The sequence below is a fragment of the Escherichia sp. WS33 genome, assembly GCF_046486385.1.
Taxonomy (GTDB): Bacteria; Pseudomonadota; Gammaproteobacteria; order Enterobacterales; family Enterobacteriaceae; genus ECMA0423.
On the sequence record NZ_JBJQLJ010000009.1, the window covers coordinates 68,893 to 84,462 of the forward strand.

Sequence of the window (15,570 nt, forward strand, 5' to 3'; positions counted from 1 at the left end):
CAATGAGGAAAGAAGATGATCGCGGAGTTTGAATCACGCATTCTGGCATTAATCGACGGTATGGTTGACCATGCCAGTGATGATGAGTTGTTTGCCAGTGGGTATTTGCGTGGCCACCTGACATTAGCCATCGCAGAACTGGAAAGTGGTGATGACCACTCCGCTCAGGCGGTGCATACGACCGTTAGCCAGAGTCTGGAAAAAGCCATTGGTGCCGGTGAATTGTCGCCGCGTGACCAGGCGCTGGTGACCGATATGTGGGAAAACCTGTTTCAGCAGGCGTCACAGCAGTAAGTTGCGGCGTCTGGAGCACCATGCCTGATGCGACGCTTATCGCGTCTTATCAGGCCTACACGTCACACGTAGGTCGGATAAGGCGTTCACGCCGCATCCGGCAAACACTGCGAGAGCAGATTACCCCGCCTTAACCGCTTTACCCTTCAACAATTTCCGCACCCATAACCGATTCGGGTTTAACGCCGCCAGCGTACTGGCATCCATCGGAATCAGTTCGTCGCTCATCTGCGCCGCCAGAATCTCGGCACACAGCGGGGCAGAACACAAACCGCGAGAACCTAAAGCCGCAAACATAAAGAGATCGTCAAAAACCGGCGCGCTTACCGCCTCATCTTTCTGCTCCGCCAACGACGCATATTCCACGAGTGTTGCCTCATAATCGGGAACATTGCCTACCATTGGCAGATGATCGCGGGTGGCACAACGCACACCGCAGCGCGCCTCTTTATCACTGACATCAACCTCTTTTGCCCACTGTGCCTGCGGGAAACAATCAATCAACCGCTGGCGATTCTGCTGCTGATCGTCCTCACTGTACGCCGTATCTTCGCTGCCGCGATGATAACTGGCACCAATACAATGATGTTGATTCGCCGGATTTTGTGGCGTGAGATAACCGTCATAGCACAGCACCTGCTTCAGCTCTGCCAGTTCCGGCGTTGTCGGAATATGGCTGACCTGCCCGGCAACCGAATACACCGGGAGAGTCGACGTTTGGCTGAATCGGCTGATTTGATGCCCGTTCGCCAGTACCACTACGCTGTGTGTTGCTTGCTGATCTCCTGCAAAATTCAACAACCAACAGTCATCCTTACGGGATAAATTCTGTAACTGATATTGATAATAAATCTGCAAACCCTGCTGTTGCGCCAGTTCCAGCACATTACGGGTCAGTTCTGCTGGGCACAGCCAACCACCTTGCGGATAAGTAATGCCGCTGCAATTTGTCGCAACGCCCGTAATTTGTTCAACCGCATTTGCCTCAACGGCTACAGCCAGTTCTGCGGGTAAATCCATTGACAACATCTGTGCGATTTTATGCTGGCTTTTCTCATCCCAGCCTAACTGCGTGACGCCGCACCAGTCATGATCAAATTTAACGGGTAATTGGTCGTAAAACCGACGAGCAAAAGTAAACGCATTAGAGAAAAAGCGGTTTAGCGCCTCATCGTGTTTGCTTAATAACGGATACAGCGCCCCCTGGCGATTGCCGGAAGCACCCAGTGCGGGGGCCTCATCCGCGCAATAAAGCGTTACCTGCCAGCCGCGCCGTAATAGCGCCAGCGACAACAACGCGCTGGCAATACCACCGCCGATAATCGCCGCTTCCCGTTTGCTGCTGCCCGTGCGGTTAAACCACGGCGCGGAGCAGGGGAGCGGTAATGTCTGTTCCATCACCCCGCAAAGCATTTCCCGTTTGCGCCCAAAGCCCTTACGTTTTTGCATCGTGAATCCGGCGTCCTGCAAACCGCGGCGGACAAAGCCGGCAGACGTAAATGTCGCCAGCGTGCCGCCCGGACGCGCCAACCTTGCCATGGCGTTAAACAGATTTTGCGTCCACATATCCGGGTTTTTCGCTGGCGCAAAGCCGTCCAGAAACCAGGCATCTACTTTTTGATTTAGCGAATCGTCCAGTTGGCTGGTCAGTTCGTTAATATCGCCAAACCATAAATCCAGCGTCACGCGGCCTTCATCGAGCAATAAACGATGGCAACCGGGCAAGGGCATTGGCCACTGCGCCTGAAGTTGTTCTGCCCACGGAGCCAGTTCCGGCCAGTGTTGATGCGCTAAGGCTAAATCCGCACGGGTGAGGGGAAATTTCTCAAAACTAATGAAATGTAAGCGTTGTAATTGCGCTTGCGGATGCGCTTCGCGAAACTGATCAAATGCCTGCCATAGCGTCAGGAAGTTTAATCCGGTGCCGAAGCCGCTCTCTGCTACCACAAACAGAGGATGTGGATGCTCAGGAAAGCGTACCTCTAATTGGTTGCCTCCCAGAAAAACATAACGCGTCTCTTCCAGCCCGTTATCGTTGGAAAAATAGACATCGTCAAAATCTCGGGAAACAGGTGTACCCTCAGCATTAAATTCGAGGTTGGCAGGTTGTATGGAGTAGTGTTTCACGTAAGTTACTCGTCTTACAGGCGGTGGCTCGATCTTAGCGATGTGTGTAAGGCTGCGCAAATTTCTCTATTAAATGGCTGATCGGACTTGTTCGGCGTACAAGTGTACGCTATTGTGCATTCGAAACTTACTCTATGTGCGACTTACAGAGGTATTGAATGAAACGTGCAGTGATTACTGGCCTGGGCATTGTTTCCAGCATCGGTAATAACCAGCAGGAAGTCCTGGCATCTCTGCGTGAAGGACGTTCAGGGATCACTTTCTCTCAGGAGCTGAAGGATTCCGGCATGCGTAGCCACGTCTGGGGCAACGTAAAACTGGATACCACTGGCCTCATTGACCGCAAAGTTGTGCGCTTTATGAGCGACGCATCCATTTATGCATTCCTTTCTATGGAGCAGGCAATCGCAGATGCGGGCCTTTCTCCGGAAGCTTACCAGAATAACCCGCGCGTTGGCCTGATTGCAGGTTCTGGCGGCGGTTCCCCGCGTTTCCAGGTGTTCGGCGCTGACGCAATGCGCGGCCCGCGCGGCCTGAAAGCGGTTGGCCCGTATGTGGTCACCAAAGCGATGGCATCCGGCGTTTCTGCCTGCCTCGCCACGCCGTTTAAAATTCATGGCGTTAACTACTCCATCAGCTCCGCGTGTGCGACTTCCGCACACTGTATCGGTAACGCAGTAGAGCAGATCCAACTGGGCAAACAGGACATCGTGTTTGCTGGCGGCGGCGAAGAGCTGTGCTGGGAAATGGCCTGCGAATTCGACGCGATGGGTGCGCTGTCTACTAAATACAACGACACCCCGGAAAAAGCCTCCCGTACTTACGACGCTCACCGTGACGGTTTCGTTATCGCTGGCGGCGGCGGTATGGTAGTGGTTGAAGAGCTGGAACACGCGCTGGCGCGTGGTGCTCACATCTATGCTGAAATCGTTGGCTACGGCGCAACCTCTGATGGTGCAGACATGGTTGCTCCGTCTGGCGAAGGCGCAGTACGCTGCATGAAGATGGCGATGCACGGCGTTGATACCCCAATCGATTACCTGAACTCTCATGGTACTTCGACTCCGGTTGGCGACGTGAAAGAACTGGCAGCTATCCGTGAAGTGTTCGGCGATAAGAGCCCGGCGATTTCTGCAACCAAAGCCATGACCGGTCACTCTCTGGGCGCTGCTGGCGTACAGGAAGCTATCTACTCTCTGCTGATGCTGGAACACGGCTTTATCGCCCCGAGCATCAACATTGAAGAGCTGGACGAGCAGGCTGCAGGTCTGAACATCGTGACCGAAACGACCGATCGCGAACTGACCACCGTTATGTCTAACAGCTTCGGCTTCGGCGGCACCAACGCCACGCTGGTAATGCGCAAGCTGAAAGATTAATTCGCAGTAGGCCGGAGTAGTCGGAGTAGTCGGAGTAGTCGGAGTAGGTCGGATAAGACGCGCCAGCGTCGCATCCTACGTTACGCGCTAATGCGGCCTCCGGCACTAACGCAAAAGGGAACCTGATGGTTCCCTTTTTCACATCATTGACAATCGCCGCCTGTTCCAGGCAAACTTCCCGCTTTGTCGATTTCCTTCTGAAAAGACGTACGCGTTAAATCCTGCCAACGCACTGTAACCCTGAAACCAGAGAGATGAGACGGGGATACTCCTCGCCTTGCGCTGCATTCTGGAGTAATGCATGACTGCTGTAAGCCAAACCGAAACACGATCTTCTGCCAATTTTTCGCTCTTCCGCATCGCTTTTGCGGTTTTTCTCACCTACATGACCGTAGGGCTGCCGTTGCCGGTTATCCCGCTGTTTGTTCATCATGATCTGGGCTATGGCAATACCATGGTCGGGATTGTCGTCGGGATTCAGTTTCTGGCTACGGTGCTGACGCGTGGCTATGCCGGGCGACTGGCCGATCAATATGGCGCAAAACGTTCGGCGCTTCAGGGGATGTTAGCTTGTGGTCTGGCTGGCGGCGCGTTGCTGCTGGCGGCGATTTTGCCTGTCTCCGCACCGTTCAAATTTGCCCTGTTGGTCATCGGGCGTTTGATTCTTGGGTTTGGTGAAAGCCAGTTACTGACAGGCGCTCTGACCTGGGGGTTAGGCATCGTAGGGGCAAAACACTCTGGCAAAGTGATGTCATGGAATGGAATGGCGATTTACGGTGCCCTCGCTGTTGGTGCTCCGCTTGGCCTGTTGATTCATAGCCATTACGGTTTTGCCGCACTGGCGATCACCACAATGGTATTACCCTTACTGGCGTGGGCCTGTAACGGCACAGTGCGCAAAGTACCGGCCCTGGCGGGAGAACGTCCATCGCTGTGGAGCGTTGTCGGGTTTATCTGGAAACCAGGGTTAGGGCTGGCACTACAAGGCGTTGGTTTTGCGGTTATCGGGACTTTCGTTTCGCTCTACTTTGCCAGCAAAGGATGGGCGATGGCGGGCTTTACTCTTACCGCGTTTGGCGGCGCATTTGTCGTGATGCGCGTCATGTTTGGCTGGATGCCGGACCGTTTTGGCGGCGTGAAAGTGGCGATTGTCTCTCTGCTTGTAGAAACGGTGGGCTTGTTGTTGCTCTGGCAAGCCCCAGGTGCGTGGGTCGCATTAGCGGGCGCGGCGTTAACCGGAGCCGGATGTTCGCTTATCTTTCCTGCGCTGGGCGTGGAGGTGGTTAAACGCGTCCCCTCACAAGTTCGCGGCACCGCACTGGGCGGTTACGCCGCGTTTCAGGATATCGCCCTCGGCGTCTCCGGGCCGCTGGCGGGAATGCTGGCGACCACGTTTGGTTACTCTTCGGTATTTCTTGCCGGGGCGATCTCTGCGGTGCTGGGAATTATTGTCACGATACTGTCATTTCGTCGGGGCTAACGAACCAGCCAGACCAGCATCAGGATAATCGCGACTAACAGTATCCACAGCGCGGGACGCGTTGCCATATTTTGCAACGTGTCCATCATCGGTGGAAAAGGATTAAGCAGCGGTTGCATATCACGCGGATCAATCCCTTTAACCCGCCGTTGATAAAGCTGATTAAGAATATCCTCGGCCTGGGCAGAAGAAAGCGATGATTGCGCAGAAAGGCCATATTTTTGCTGGATATATGCCGATAACGCCGCCAGTTCACTGGCATCTAAAGGTTGTTTTAGCGCCATCTGTAGTGATTCCAGCGTCGGCGTATTTTGCTGGCTTAACGTCTGGCGCGCCTGCAACCAGGTCACCAGATGGTTAAACAGTTTCGCTGGAATTAACTCGCCATCTTTCACCCCGGAAAGTTCCAGCATCGATTGCCAGATCTGTTTGCTGGGTTCCCCCGTTGCCGCCGCAAGTTTGGTCACCAGCTGTTTGAGCGCATTGTGCTCCGCCGGTAATAAAGGACGGTCGGTCGCCTCGCGCTGCTGCGGTTGCGGAATAACCATCTTCCCTTCCTGCAACAGGGTGAGAATGGTTTTTAATTGCTCCGGTGAGAGCTGATTCAGCGGCGTCTGACCAAAGTTATGACGGATATAATCCGTGACCGCCTGACGATTATTCCCCAGACGTAAATACTCGCCTAATTGCGCTAAAAGCTGGCGGGCAGAATGGCTTTTTTGCGCGGCCAGCAGACGTTGCGCCAGATTATGTTCAGCGGCAGGGAAGTGACGCGAAAGCAGCGGTGAATCTCCCGACAGACCAATATCGTGCCTGATACCCGCCCACAGTTCTGCTCTTTGCTGTTGCGTCAGTGAGGTCACTTTCGTCATTAAGCTTTCCAGCGAAGTACGTTGCTGACTGGATAAAGGCTGATTGCCCGCGCCAGACGGCAGGTTATCTCCCTGACCTGGTGGTTGCCCAGGAGGAGGGCCGGAAATAGGTTGTATCATTACGTATCCTTATACCTGAAATCTTCGCAAGTATGCCTGGCCGCGAGATTATGGCACACTTGTCCGGTTAACTCTCGTCTCATACAGGTAACACAAACGTGAAAATCCTTGTTGATGAAAATATGCCTTATGCCCGCGACTTATTTAGCCGTTTGGGTGAGGTGACCGCGGTTCCCGGGCGTCCAATCCCCGTCGCTCAACTGGCAGACGCGGATGCGCTGATGGTGCGTTCGGTCACGAAAGTGAATGAATCTTTGCTGGCAGGAAAACCCATTAAATTTGTTGGTACTGCCACAGCAGGGACCGACCATGTCGATGAAGCATGGTTAAAGCAGGCGGGAATTGGTTTTTCCGCGGCACCTGGCTGTAATGCGATTGCGGTGGTGGAATATGTTTTCTCCTCCCTGCTGATGCTTGCCGAACGCGATGGATTTTCACTGCACGACCGTACGGTGGGGATCGTGGGCGTTGGTAACGTTGGACGTCGATTGCAAGCGCGACTGGAAGCGTTAGGGATTAAAACCTTGCTTTGCGATCCGCCTCGCGCTGACCGTGGGGATGAGGGTGATTTCCGCTCGCTGGATGAATTAGTTCAGCATGCGGATATTCTGACTTTCCATACGCCACTCTTCAAAGATGGGCCGTACAAAACGCTGCATCTGGCGGATGAAAAACTGATCCGTAGCCTGAAGCCGGGAGCGATTCTGATTAACGCCTGCCGTGGCGCAGTCGTCGATAATACTGCGTTGCTGACCTGCCTGAATGAAGGCCAGAAGTTAAGCGTAGTGCTGGATGTCTGGGAAGGCGAACCGGAACTTAACGTGGAATTGCTGACAAAAGTGGATATCGGCACGCCGCATATCGCAGGCTATACCCTGGAAGGTAAAGCACGCGGTACTACGCAAGTGTTTGAAGCCTATAGCAAGTTTATTGGGCATGAACAGCACGTTGCGCTGGATACATTACTGCCCGCGCCAGAGTTTGGTCGCATTACGCTGCATGGCCCGCTCGATCAACCGACGCTGAAAAGGCTGGTGCATTTGGTGTATGATGTGCGCCGCGATGACGCACCGCTGCGTAAAGTCGCCGGGATACCGGGTGAGTTCGATAAACTGCGCAAAAACTATCTTGAGCGCCGTGAATGGTCATCTCTGTATGTAATTTGTGATGACGCCAGTGCGGCATCATTGCTGTGTAAACTGGGTTTTAACGCCGTTCATCATCCGGCACGTTAATCTCTTCTTCATGCTCTCTGCTGTAACATTGGCAGGGAGCTTTGCTATTTCTGGAGTAAACCACCATGTCTGAAGGCTGGAACATTGCCGTCCTGGGCGCAACTGGCGCTGTGGGCGAAGCCCTGCTTGAAACGCTGGCTGAACGTCAGTTCCCGGTTGGGGAAATTTATGCACTGGCACGTAACGAAAGCGCAGGCGAACAACTGCGCTTTGGTGGTAAGACAATCACCGTGCAGGATGCCGCTGAATTCGACTGGACGCAGGCGCAGCTGGCATTTTTTGTCGCAGGCAAAGAAGCTACCGCTGCCTGGGTTGAAGAAGCGACCAACTCAGGTTGCCTGGTGATCGACAGCAGCGGACTGTTTGCTCTCGAACCCGACGTACCGCTGGTGGTGCCGGAAGTAAACCCGTTTGTACTGACCGATTACCGCAACCGGAATGTCATCGCCGTACCAGACAGTCTGACCAGCCAGCTGCTGGCGGCACTGAAACCGTTAATCGATCAGGGCGGTTTGTCGCGTATCAGTGTTACCAGCCTGATTTCAGCCTCCGCCCAGGGCAAAAAAGCGGTCGATGCGTTAGCGGGGCAGAGTGCGAAATTGCTCAACGGCATTCCGATTGACGAAGAAGATTTCTTCGGTCGTCAACTGGCGTTCAATATGCTGCCGTTGTTGCCGGATAGCGAAGGTAGCGTGCGTGAAGAACGTCGTATCGTTGACGAAGTACGCAAAATCCTGCAGGACGAAGGGCTGATGATTTCGGCAAGCGTCGTCCAGGCACCGGTATTCTACGGTCATGCCCAGATGGTCAACTTTGAAGCACTGCGTCCGCTGGCGGCAGAAGAAGCGTGTGATGCGTTTGCTCAGGGCGAAGATATTGTGCTCTCTGAAGAGAACGAATTCCCGACTCAGGTAGGGGATGCTTCGGGTACGCCGCATCTTTCTGTTGGCTGCGTGCGTAATGACTACGGTATGCCGGAGCAAGTCCAGTTCTGGTCGGTGGCCGATAACGTTCGCTTTGGCGGCGCGCTGATGGCAGTAAAAATCGCCGAGAAACTGGTGCAGGAGTATCTGTACTAATGTCCGACCAGCAACAACCGCCAGTTTATAAAATTGCGCTGGGCATTGAGTACGACGGCAGTAAGTATTACGGCTGGCAACGGCAGAATGAAGTCCGCAGTGTGCAGGAGAAGCTGGAAAAGGCGCTCTCCCAGGTGGCGAACGAACCCATTACCGTCTTCTGCGCCGGGCGTACTGACGCTGGTGTACACGGTACCGGGCAGGTAGTGCATTTCGAAACGACCGCGCAGCGCAAAGACGCGGCGTGGACCTTGGGCGTAAATGCGAATTTACCTGGTGACATCGCCGTGCGTTGGGTTAAAGCTGTACCTGATGATTTTCATGCCCGATTTAGCGCCACGGCTCGCCGTTATCGCTACATCATCTACAATCATCGGCTGCGCCCGGCGGTACTGAGTAAAGGGGTAACCCATTTTTACGAACCGCTGGACGCTGAACGGATGCATCGGGCTGCGCAATGCTTGCTGGGCGAGAATGATTTCACCTCGTTCCGTGCGGTGCAGTGCCAGTCCCGAACCCCGTGGCGTAACGTTATGCATATTAATGTCACGCGTCACGGTCCTTATGTGGTGGTAGATATCAAAGCGAATGCCTTTGTACATCATATGGTCAGGAATATTGTCGGCAGCCTGATGGAAGTCGGTGCCCACAACCAGCCGGAGAGCTGGATAGCAGAGTTGCTGGCGGCAAAGGACAGAACGCTGGCGGCAGCAACGGCAAAAGCGGAAGGGCTGTATCTGGTCGCGGTGGATTACCCTGACCGGTATGATCTTCCAAAACCGCCAATGGGCCCGCTATTTCTGGCGGACTAACGAGAATAATGCTCGGAACATTTCAGGCTGTAGCCAACGTAGTTACAGCCTGAAAGATGACGAGTACAAGGCATAGGCAAATATGGACCTGATTTATTTCCTCATCGATTTTATCCTGCACATTGACGTGCATCTGGCAGAGCTGGTCGCGGAGTACGGCGTCTGGGTTTATGCCATTCTGTTTTTGATTCTGTTCTGCGAAACGGGGCTGGTGGTAACGCCATTCCTGCCTGGTGATTCGCTGCTGTTTGTTGCTGGTGCATTGGCGTCGCTGGAAACTAACGATCTCAATGTCCATATGATGGTGGTGCTTATGTTGATTGCCGCTATTGTCGGTGATGCAGTGAACTATACCATTGGACGGTTATTTGGTGACAAACTGTTCAGTAACCCGGATTCGAAAATCTTTCGTCGCAGTTATCTTGATAAGACTCATCAGTTTTACGAGAGACATGGAGGCAAAACGATTATTCTCGCCCGTTTTGTACCGATCGTCAGAACGTTCGCCCCGTTTGTTGCGGGAATGGGCCACATGTCGTACCGTCATTTCGCCGCTTATAACGTGATCGGCGCACTGTTGTGGGTACTGATTTTTACCTACGCGGGTTATTTCTTCGGCACGCTCCCCTTCATTCAGAGCAACCTTAAGCTGATGATTGTTGGCATTATTTTTGTTTCAATATTGCCTGGGGTTTTCGAATTTATTCGTCACAAACGCGCTGCGGCACGCGCCGCAAAATAAAAAGTAACTCCGCGGTTCGACCACTTTTTTATCCAAAGTTTCGGGCTGTTATGTTTTAATGTGCAACATTCATGGTCTGTTGGGGGCAAAAATGGCATTATGCGTCCCCAAAGATAAAACTGGCATCGAACCAGGTTCAGACAGAAAGGTCCCTAATGAGCTGGATTGAACGAATTAAAAGCAACATTACTCCCACCCGCAAGGCGAGCATTCCTGAAGGGGTGTGGACTAAGTGTGATAGCTGCGGTCAGGTTTTATACCGCGCTGAGCTGGAACGTAATCTTGAGGTCTGTCCGAAGTGTGACCATCACATGCGTATGACAGCGCGTAATCGCCTGCATAGCCTGTTAGATGAAGGAAGCCTTGTGGAGCTGGGTAGCGAGCTTGAGCCGAAAGATGTGCTGAAGTTTCGTGACTCCAAGAAGTATAAAGACCGTCTGGCATCTGCGCAGAAAGAAACTGGCGAAAAAGATGCGCTGGTGGTGATGAAAGGCACTCTGTATGGAATGCCGGTTGTCGCTGCGGCATTCGAGTTCGCCTTTATGGGCGGTTCAATGGGGTCTGTTGTGGGTGCACGTTTCGTGCGTGCCGTTGAGCAGGCGCTGGAAGATAACTGCCCGCTGATCTGCTTCTCCGCCTCTGGTGGCGCACGTATGCAGGAAGCACTGATGTCGCTGATGCAGATGGCGAAAACCTCTGCGGCACTGGCAAAAATGCAGGAGCGCGGCTTGCCGTACATCTCCGTGCTGACCGACCCGACGATGGGCGGTGTTTCTGCAAGTTTCGCCATGCTGGGCGATCTCAACATCGCTGAACCGAAAGCGTTAATCGGCTTTGCCGGTCCGCGTGTTATCGAACAGACCGTTCGCGAAAAACTGCCGCCAGGATTCCAGCGCAGTGAATTCCTGATCGAGAAAGGCGCGATCGACATGATCGTCCGTCGTCCGGAAATGCGCCTGAAACTGGCGAGCATTCTGGCGAAGTTGATGAATCTGCCAGCGCCGAATCCTGAAGCGCCGCGTGAAGGCGTAGTGGTACCCCCGGTACCGGATCAGGAACCTGAGGCCTGATAACTGATAAGGGCAGGGCCACTGGCTCTGCCCTTTTGCTATTCTCACCGTAACGAATCAGCGGATACCATGATTATCAAACGCACTCCTCAAGCCGCGTCGCCTCTGGCTTCGTGGCTTTCTTATCTGGAAAACCTGCACAGTAAAACTATCGATCTCGGCCTTGAGCGCGTGAGCCAGGTCGCGGCGCGTCTTGGCGTTCTGAAACCAGCGCCATTTGTGTTTACCGTTGCGGGTACGAATGGCAAAGGCACCACCTGCCGTACGCTGGAGTCGATTCTGATGGCGGCAGGGTACAAAGTGGGCGTCTACAGTTCACCGCATCTGGTGCGTTATACCGAGCGCGTACGTGTGCAGGGCCAGGAATTGCCGGAATCGGCCCACACCGCCTCTTTTGCGGAGATTGAATCGGCACGCGGTGATATTTCCCTGACCTATTTCGAGTACGGTACGCTGTCGGCGTTGTGGCTGTTCAAGCAGGCACAACTTGACGTGGTGATTCTGGAAGTAGGGCTGGGCGGTCGTCTGGACGCAACCAATATTGTCGATGCCGATGTCGCGGTAGTAACCAGTATTGCGCTGGATCATACCGACTGGCTGGGTCCAGATCGCGAAAGTATTGGTCGCGAGAAAGCAGGCATCTTCCGCAGCGAAAAACCGGCAATTGTCGGTGAGCCGGAAATGCCTTCTACCATTGCTGATGTGGCACAGGAAAAAGGTGCACTGTTACAACGTCGGGGCGTTGAGTGGAACTATTCCGTCACCGATCATGACTGGGCGTTTAGCGATGCTCACGGCACGCTGGAAAATCTGCCGTTGCCGCTTGTCCCGCAACCGAATGCCGCAACGGCGCTGGCGGCACTGCGTGCCAGCGGGCTGGAAGTCAGTGAAAATGCCATTCGCGACGGGATTGCCAGCGCAATTTTGCCGGGACGTTTCCAGATTGTGAGCGAGTCGCCACGCGTTATTTTTGATGTCGCGCATAATCCACATGCGGCGGAATATCTCACCGGGCGTATGAAAGCGCTACCGAAAAACGGGCGCGTGCTGGCGGTTATCGGTATGCTACATGATAAAGATATTGCCGGAACTCTGGCCTGGTTGAAAAGCGTGGTTGATGACTGGTATTGTGCGCCACTGGAAGGGCCGCGCGGTGCCACGGCAGAACAACTGCTTGAGCATTTGGGTAACGGCAAATCATTTGATAGCGTTGCGCAGGCATGGGATGCCGCAATGGCGGACGCTAAAGCGGAAGACACCGTGCTGGTGTGTGGTTCTTTCCACACTGTCGCACATGTCATGGAAGTGATTGACGCGAGGAGAAGCGGTGGCAAGTAAGTTTCAGAATCGGTTAGTGGGCACGATCGTGCTGGCGGCGCTGGGGGTGATTGTACTTCCAGGGCTGCTGGACGGGCAGAAAAAACATTATCAGGATGAGTTCGCGGCTATCCCGCTGGTGCCGAAAGCGGGCGATCGCGATGAGCCTGATATGATGCCAGCCGCCACCCAGGCGTTGCCGACGCAGCCGCCGGAAGGCGCAGCGGAAGAGGTGCGGGCAGGTGATGCCGCAGCACCGTCGCTCGATCCGACCACTATTGCAGCCAATAACACCGAGTTTGAACCGGAACCTGCACCGGTCGCCCCACCGAAGCCGAAACCGGTGGAGCCGCCTAAACCGAAGGTTGAAGCACCACCTGCGCCGAAGCCAGAACCGAAGCCGGTCGTGGAAGAAAAAGCAGCGCCAACGGGTAAAGCCTATGTTGTGCAACTGGGTGCGCTGAAAAATGCCGATAAAGTGAATGAGATTGTCGGTAAGCTGCGCGGTGCCGGTTATCGGGTTTATACGTCGCCATCCACGCCAGTGCAGGGTAAAATTACCCGTATTCTGGTTGGGCCGGATGCCTCGAAAGATAAGCTGAAAGGTTCGCTGGGTGAGTTGAAGCAACTTTCTGGCTTAAGTGGCGTGGTAATGGGCTATACGCCGAATTAATACAGTCTTGCCTGATGCGACGCTGGCGCGTCTTATCAGGCCTGGGCAGTGTTAGAACCGTAGGTCGGATAAGGCGTTTACGCCGCATCCGACACGCATTGCACGATGCCGCAAAGGCATAAAAAGTCGATGGCGTTGAATATTTTTTCAGCGCCATTTTTATTGATGCGCGGGAAGGAAATCCCTACGCAAACGTTTTCTTTTTCTGTTAGAATGCGCCCCGAACAGGATGACAGGGCGTAAAATCGTGGGACACATATGGTCTGGATTGATTACGCCATAATCGCGGTGATTGCTTTTTCCTCTCTGGTTAGCCTGATCCGCGGCTTTGTTCGTGAAGCGTTATCGCTGGTGACATGGGGTTGTGCTTTCTTTGTTGCCAGTCATTACTACACTTACCTGTCAGTCTGGTTTACGGGCTTTGAAGACGAACTGGTTCGAAATGGAATTGCCATCGCGGTACTGTTTATCGCTACCCTGATCGTTGGTGCTATCGTGAACTTCGTGATAGGCCAGTTGGTGGAGAAAACGGGGTTGTCAGGCACCGATCGGGTGCTGGGCGTCTGTTTCGGTGCGTTGCGCGGTGTGTTGATTGTTGCCGCCATTCTCTTCTTTCTCGACTCCTTTACCGGGGTGTCGAAAAGCGAAGACTGGAGCAAATCACAGCTGATCCCGCAGTTCAGTTTTATCATCAGATGGTTTTTTGATTATCTGCAAAGCTCGTCAAGTTTCTTGCCCAGAGCGTAAGTGCTCTGAGATGTGGCTTAACGAGGAAAAAGACGTATGTGCGGTATTGTCGGTATCGCCGGTGTTATGCCGGTTAACCAGTCGATTTATGATGCCTTAACGGTGCTTCAGCATCGCGGTCAGGATGCCGCCGGCATCATCACCATAGATGCCAATAACTGCTTCCGTTTGCGTAAAGCGAACGGGCTGGTGAGCGATGTATTTGAAGCTCGCCATATGCAGCGTTTGCAGGGCAATATGGGCATTGGTCATGTGCGTTACCCTACGGCTGGCAGCTCCAGCGCCTCTGAAGCGCAGCCGTTTTACGTTAACTCCCCGTATGGCATTACGCTTGCCCACAACGGCAATCTGACCAACGCTCACGAGTTGCGTAAAAAACTGTTTGAAGAAAAACGCCGCCACATCAACACCACTTCCGACTCGGAAATTCTGCTTAATATCTTCGCTAGCGAGCTGGACAACTTCCGCCACTACCCGCTGGAAGCCGACAATATTTTCGCTGCCATTGCTGCCACAAACCGCTTAATCCGCGGCGCATATGCCTGTGTGGCGATGATTATCGGCCACGGTATGGTTGCTTTCCGCGATCCAAACGGGATTCGTCCGCTGGTACTGGGAAAACGTGATATTGACGAGAACCGTACAGAATATATGGTCGCTTCCGAAAGCGTAGCGCTCGATACGCTGGGCTTTGATTTCCTGCGTGACGTCGCGCCGGGCGAAGCGATTTACATCACTGAAGAAGGGCAGTTGTTTACCCGTCAATGTGCTGACAATCCGGTCAGCAATCCGTGCCTGTTTGAGTATGTATACTTTGCTCGCCCGGACTCGTTCATCGACAAAATTTCCGTTTACAGCGCGCGTGTGAATATGGGCACGAAACTGGGCGAGAAAATTGCCCGCGAATGGGAAGATCTGGATATCGACGTGGTGATCCCGATCCCAGAAACCTCGTGTGATATCGCGCTGGAAATTGCTCGTATTCTGGGCAAACCGTACCGCCAGGGCTTCGTTAAAAACCGCTATGTTGGCCGCACCTTTATCATGCCGGGCCAGCAGCTGCGTCGTAAGTCCGTGCGCCGTAAACTGAATGCCAACCGCGCCGAGTTCCGCGATAAAAACGTCCTGCTGGTCGACGACTCCATCGTCCGTGGCACCACTTCTGAGCAGATTATCGAGATGGCACGCGAAGCCGGAGCGAAGAAAGTGTACCTCGCTTCTGCGGCACCGGAAATTCGCTTCCCGAACGTTTATGGTATTGATATGCCGAGCGCCACGGAACTGATCGCTCACGGTCGCGAAGTTGATGAAATTCGCCAGATCATCGGTGCTGACGGGTTGATTTTCCAGGATCTGAACGATCTGATCGACGCCGTTCGCGCTGAAAATCCGGATATCCAGCAGTTTGAATGCTCGGTGTTCAACGGCGTCTACGTCACCAAAGATGTTGATCAGGGCTACCTCGATTTCCTCGATACGTTACGTAATGATGACGCCAAAGCAGTGCAACGTCAGAACGAAGTGGAAAATCTCGAAATGCATAACGAAGGATGATGCCTTCGCTGAGGGTGCCGGTCTGGCACCCTGACTTGCAACTCCCGCCGAAATACTGCAAAGTCTGCC

General features: G+C 53.7%; 14 protein-coding genes. 12 read left to right on the top strand and 2 right to left on the bottom strand.

The genetic code is table 11. The annotated features are described in order from the left end of the window. The first annotated feature begins 15 nt into the window (after window positions 1-15). Window positions 16-294 carry a YfcL family protein gene (locus ACJHXA_RS09940; protein ID WP_000559764.1) on the top strand — a complete coding sequence of 93 codons (279 nt, stop codon included), beginning with the start codon at window positions 16-18 and terminating at the stop codon, window positions 292-294. 120 nt (window positions 295-414) lie between these two features. Here ACJHXA_RS09940 and mnmC read toward each other — a convergent pair whose 3' ends face one another. Next, complete coding sequence (gene mnmC / locus ACJHXA_RS09945) at window positions 415-2,421, bottom strand: bifunctional tRNA (5-methylaminomethyl-2-thiouridine)(34)-methyltransferase MnmD/FAD-dependent 5-carboxymethylaminomethyl-2-thiouridine(34) oxidoreductase MnmC (protein ID WP_001533118.1); 2,007 nt, start codon at window positions 2,419-2,421, stop codon at window positions 415-417. 158 nt (window positions 2,422-2,579) lie between these two features. On the opposite strand from mnmC, the gene fabB reads away from it, so the two are divergent. Continuing rightward, window positions 2,580-3,800, top strand: a complete 1,221-nt coding sequence (gene fabB / locus ACJHXA_RS09950) for a beta-ketoacyl-ACP synthase I (RefSeq protein WP_000817178.1) — start codon at window positions 2,580-2,582, stop codon at window positions 3,798-3,800. A 301-nt stretch (window positions 3,801-4,101) separates the two neighbouring features. Next, on the top strand, window positions 4,102-5,280 hold the full coding sequence (locus ACJHXA_RS09955) for an MFS transporter (RefSeq protein ID WP_000127762.1): 1,179 nt from the start codon (window positions 4,102-4,104) through the stop codon (window positions 5,278-5,280). Here the strand turns inward: ACJHXA_RS09955 and flk are convergent. Further along, window positions 5,277-6,272 (bottom strand): flagella biosynthesis regulator Flk, encoded by a 996-nt coding sequence (flk, locus tag ACJHXA_RS09960; RefSeq protein ID WP_000615813.1) that lies wholly within the window; start codon window positions 6,270-6,272, stop codon window positions 5,277-5,279. The two genes, ACJHXA_RS09955 and flk, sit on opposite strands and share 4 nt — an antisense overlap. A gap of 98 nt (window positions 6,273-6,370) precedes the next feature. On the opposite strand from flk, the gene pdxB reads away from it, so the two are divergent. The 9 genes from pdxB (at window position 6,371) to purF (ending at window position 15,501) form a co-directional block, all read left to right on the top strand. Further along, window positions 6,371-7,507: a 4-phosphoerythronate dehydrogenase PdxB gene (gene pdxB / locus ACJHXA_RS09965; protein WP_000699121.1), complete on the top strand. Its 1,137-nt coding sequence runs from the start codon at window positions 6,371-6,373 to the stop codon at window positions 7,505-7,507. 65 nt (window positions 7,508-7,572) lie between these two features. Then, window positions 7,573-8,586: an aspartate-semialdehyde dehydrogenase gene (locus tag ACJHXA_RS09970; protein ID WP_001289162.1), complete on the top strand. Its 1,014-nt coding sequence runs from the start codon at window positions 7,573-7,575 to the stop codon at window positions 8,584-8,586. Further along, window positions 8,586-9,398, top strand: a complete 813-nt coding sequence (gene truA / locus ACJHXA_RS09975; RefSeq protein ID WP_001283590.1) for a tRNA pseudouridine(38-40) synthase TruA — start codon at window positions 8,586-8,588, stop codon at window positions 9,396-9,398. Before ACJHXA_RS09970 ends, truA begins: the two co-directional genes overlap by 1 nt. Before the next feature lie 82 nt (window positions 9,399-9,480). Then, entirely contained in the window at window positions 9,481-10,140 is a 660-nt protein-coding gene (locus ACJHXA_RS09980) for a DedA family protein (protein ID WP_000364331.1), read from the top strand. A gap of 155 nt (window positions 10,141-10,295) precedes the next feature. Next, window positions 10,296-11,210, top strand: coding sequence for an acetyl-CoA carboxylase, carboxyltransferase subunit beta (gene accD, locus ACJHXA_RS09985; protein ID WP_000118404.1), 915 nt, complete (start codon window positions 10,296-10,298; stop codon window positions 11,208-11,210). 69 nt (window positions 11,211-11,279) lie between these two features. Next, a complete protein-coding gene (gene folC, locus ACJHXA_RS09990) occupies window positions 11,280-12,548 on the top strand; it encodes a bifunctional tetrahydrofolate synthase/dihydrofolate synthase (protein ID WP_000584575.1) in 1,269 nt (422 codons plus the stop codon). Further along, the gene (gene dedD / locus ACJHXA_RS09995; protein WP_103262126.1) at window positions 12,538-13,200 is read left to right on the top strand and encodes a cell division protein DedD; all 663 of its coding nucleotides are present in this window, start codon (window positions 12,538-12,540) and stop codon (window positions 13,198-13,200) included. Before folC ends, dedD begins: the two co-directional genes overlap by 11 nt. A gap of 258 nt (window positions 13,201-13,458) precedes the next feature. Further along, the gene (gene cvpA / locus ACJHXA_RS10000; protein ID WP_000262113.1) at window positions 13,459-13,947 is read left to right on the top strand and encodes a colicin V production protein; all 489 of its coding nucleotides are present in this window, start codon (window positions 13,459-13,461) and stop codon (window positions 13,945-13,947) included. 36 nt (window positions 13,948-13,983) lie between these two features. Continuing rightward, window positions 13,984-15,501 carry an amidophosphoribosyltransferase gene (purF, locus tag ACJHXA_RS10005; protein ID WP_000334220.1) on the top strand — a complete coding sequence of 506 codons (1,518 nt, stop codon included), beginning with the start codon at window positions 13,984-13,986 and terminating at the stop codon, window positions 15,499-15,501. Window positions 15,502-15,570: the final 69 nt, after the last annotated feature.

Bases quoted from the DNA above. Each gene is read 5' to 3' on its own strand.
- ACJHXA_RS09940 (WP_000559764.1), top strand. From the start codon at position 16: ATGATCGCGGAGTTTGAATCACGCATTCTGGCATTAATCGACGGTATG.
- fabB (WP_000817178.1), top strand. From the start codon at position 2,580: ATGAAACGTGCAGTGATTACTGGCCTGGGCATTGTTTCCAGCATCGGT.
- ACJHXA_RS09955 (WP_000127762.1), top strand. From the start codon at position 4,102: ATGACTGCTGTAAGCCAAACCGAAACACGATCTTCTGCCAATTTTTCG.
- flk (WP_000615813.1), bottom strand. From the start codon at position 6,272: ATGATACAACCTATTTCCGGCCCTCCTCCTGGGCAACCACCAGGTCAG.
- ACJHXA_RS09970 (WP_001289162.1), top strand. From the start codon at position 7,573: ATGTCTGAAGGCTGGAACATTGCCGTCCTGGGCGCAACTGGCGCTGTG.
- truA (WP_001283590.1), top strand. From the start codon at position 8,586: ATGTCCGACCAGCAACAACCGCCAGTTTATAAAATTGCGCTGGGCATT.
- ACJHXA_RS09980 (WP_000364331.1), top strand. From the start codon at position 9,481: ATGGACCTGATTTATTTCCTCATCGATTTTATCCTGCACATTGACGTG.
- accD (WP_000118404.1), top strand. From the start codon at position 10,296: ATGAGCTGGATTGAACGAATTAAAAGCAACATTACTCCCACCCGCAAG.
- folC (WP_000584575.1), top strand. From the start codon at position 11,280: ATGATTATCAAACGCACTCCTCAAGCCGCGTCGCCTCTGGCTTCGTGG.
- cvpA (WP_000262113.1), top strand. From the start codon at position 13,459: ATGGTCTGGATTGATTACGCCATAATCGCGGTGATTGCTTTTTCCTCT.
- purF (WP_000334220.1), top strand. From the start codon at position 13,984: ATGTGCGGTATTGTCGGTATCGCCGGTGTTATGCCGGTTAACCAGTCG.